Annotated in this window: 3 protein-coding genes; 2 read left to right on the top strand and 1 reads right to left on the bottom strand. The window is 66.5% G+C overall.

The genetic code is table 11. The features are described from left to right. The coding region (locus tag Q0Z44_RS18240) for a CAAX prenyl protease-related protein (RefSeq protein ID WP_298015427.1) at nucleotides 1-434 on the top strand (434 nt) is incomplete at its 5' end. 126 nt (nucleotides 435-560) lie between these two features. Beyond that, complete coding sequence (locus Q0Z44_RS18235; RefSeq protein WP_298015425.1) at nucleotides 561-1,550, top strand: endonuclease/exonuclease/phosphatase family protein; 990 nt, start codon at nucleotides 561-563, stop codon at nucleotides 1,548-1,550. Between the two features lie 13 nt (nucleotides 1,551-1,563). On the opposite strand, the gene tgt is transcribed toward Q0Z44_RS18235, so the two are convergent. After that, nucleotides 1,564-2,703, bottom strand: a complete 1,140-nt coding sequence (gene tgt, locus Q0Z44_RS18230; protein ID WP_298015423.1) for a tRNA guanosine(34) transglycosylase Tgt — start codon at nucleotides 2,701-2,703, stop codon at nucleotides 1,564-1,566. Nucleotides 2,704-2,798: the final 95 nt, after the last annotated feature.

Genomic DNA, 2,798 nt, shown 5'->3' with positions numbered 1-2,798 from the left:
TGGTGGTGTTCAAGCTCTGGGTGGTGCTGACCGAGCCCTGGATGATGCTGGGCGAGCCCACTGCCAACTTCGTGCCGGTCGATGAAGAGGGCCGCCTGATGTGGGGGCTGATTGCCTTTCGCTGGGTGGGTGCGGCCCTGATGGTTCCGGTGATGGAAGAGCTGTTCTGGCGCTCCTTCCTGATGCGCTGGGTGGACCGCCCCGATTTTGAGTCGGTCGATCCCGCCCGGGTGTCGGTCAAGGCCATTGCGCTGTCCACGCTGGTGTTCATGCTGGCCCATACGCACTGGCTGGGCGCCATCGTGGCGGGGCTGGCCTATGCCTTGCTGTATCGTTACACCCGCTCCCTGTGGGCGCCGATCCTGGCCCATGCCGTCACCAACGGCGTGCTCGGTGTGTGGGTCGTGCTGAATGGAAACTGGCAGTTCTGGTGAGCCCGCACCTGCAGCGGGTGTGGCAATGGGGATGATCGGTTGAGTGTGTCGACAAAGCCGGTGCGGCGAAGTGTTCTGACCTGGGTGTCGCCGTTTGTGCGGCTTGGCGTGGCGGCGGTGTTTTTCGTGTCCGGCGTGACAGCCTGGTTGCTGCACGCGGGCCATTCGGCCCACCCCTTGCTGGTGCTCGCGCCCTATCTGCCCTGGCCCTGGTTGCTGGTGCCTGCGGTGCTGGCGCTGTGGGCCTCGATGTGGTTGCGGCCCGTGTGGCGGCTGATGAGCCTGGCGTCGGTGCTGCTGGTCAGCGGGGTCGTCATGGATCTGGCGCTTGGCCTGGCCGACGAGGGCGACAAGCCGCTGCGGCTGATGACCTACAACGCCAAGGTGATGCTGGCGTCACAGCGCCCTGGCGGCATGGAGGGGCTGGCCGCCGAAATTGCGGCACACGACCCCGATGTGCTGGTGATGCAGGATGCGGGCGAACTGCGCCACATCGAGCGGTCGATGCCCGGCCTGCAGGCCAGCCTGTTCGGCGACCGCAACGTGTACCTGCACGGGCAGTATGTGGTGGCCAGCCGCTTCCCCCTGCACGGCTGCCATGCGGAGCGCCTGCCTTTTCCACCGGAACAGCGCGAGGCCCACGACTTCGTGCGGTGCGAGGTGGACGGACCTCACGGCCGCTTCACTCTGGTCAATGTGCACTTCGTGACCCCGCGGCAGGGGCTGTTGGCCGTGCGCCGCGGTGGCCTCGATGGGTTGGAGGTGTGGGAGGGCAACGCCACGGTCCGCGTGGAGCAGGCCCAGGCGCTTGCCGAGGCCCTGCGGGGCATCCGCGGGCCGGTCGTGGTGGCGGGGGACCTGAATGCGCCCGAGCGCACCGACGTCGTCCGCAGTCTGCTGGCCACGGGGCTGCGCGATGCGTGGTCGTCGGCCGGCTTCGGTTATGGCTACACGCACGGTCATTCGCTGCGCATCGGCCTGTTCCAGTCCTTCTTGCGCATCGACCACATCCTGGTGAGCGAGGACATCGGCGTGCGCGCCGTCAAGGTGGGCGGCGCCATTGCGTCCGAGCACCGCGCCGTCATCGCCGACCTGCTGATGCAGCGTCGGCGCTGAACGCACCTGCCGCTCAGACCCCGCGGGCGCGGTCGGCGGCAAATTGTTGCTGGAACGCGGCGAAGCGGCCTTCGTCGAGCGCCTGCCGCACTTCCTTCATCAGGTTGAGGTAGTAGTGCAGGTTGTGGATGGTGGTGAGCATCGGGCCCAGCATCTCGCCGCAACGGTCGAGGTGGTGCAGGTAGGCGCGGCTGAAGTTGGCGCACGTGTAGCAGGTGCAGGTCTCGTCGATCGGGCGCTCGTCCGACTTGTTGCGTGCGTTGCGCAGACGCAGGTCGCCAAAGCGTGTGAACAGATGGCCGTTGCGCGCATTGCGGGTCGGCATCACGCAGTCGAACATGTCGACGCCGGTGGCGACGCCGGCCACCAGGTCTTCCGGTGTGCCCACGCCCATCAGGTAGCGTGGCTTGTGAGCCGGCAGCTTGGGCGAGATGTGGTTCATCACGCGCATCATCTCGTCCTTGGGCTCGCCCACGCTCACGCCGCCGATGGCGTAGCCGGGCAGATCGAGGTCCACCAGGCCGGCCAGGGACTCTTCGCGCAGGTGCTCGAACATGCCGCCCTGCACGATGCCGAACAGCGCGTTGGGGTTCTGCAGGCGCTGGAACTCGGTGATGCAGCGCTTGGCCCAGCGCAGGCTGAGCTCCATCGAGGCGCGCGCTTCCTTCTCGGTGGTGATGTGGCCGAGCGACTTGTCGCCCTTCCAGTAGGGCGTGCACTCGTCGAACTGCATGACGATGTCCGAGTTCAGAATGGTCTGGATCTGCATGCTGATCTCGGGCGTGAGGAACAGCTTGTCGCCATTGACCGGCGAGGCGAAGCGCACGCCTTCCTCGCTGATCTTGCGCATGTCGCCGAGCGACCAGACCTGGAAGCCGCCCGAGTCGGTCAGGATGGGCTTGTGCCAGTTCTCGAACTTATGCAGTCCACCGAACTGCTGCATGATGTCCAGCCCAGGGCGCATCCACAGGTGGAAGGTGTTGCCCAGGATGATCTGGGCGCCCATTTCCTCGAGCGAGCGAGGCATCACGCCCTTCACGGTGCCGTAGGTGCCCACGGGCATGAAGATCGGCGTCTCGACGACGCCGTGGTTGAGGGTCAGGCGGCCGCGGCGTGCGTGGCCCTCTGTTTTCAGCAGTTCAAAGTTCAGCATGGTGTCGTTCGGTATCAGGCTGCGGCGGCGGCGGGGCCGTGCAGGCTGTGCAGGCGCTCCAGCAGGCGCTCGCTGCGGAAGGGTTTGGCGAGCAC

Source organism: uncultured Aquabacterium sp., from assembly GCF_947366995.1.
In the GTDB taxonomy this organism is placed as follows: Bacteria; Pseudomonadota; Gammaproteobacteria; order Burkholderiales; family Burkholderiaceae_C; genus Aquabacterium.
This window is presented reverse-complemented; position numbering and strand designations above follow the sequence as displayed.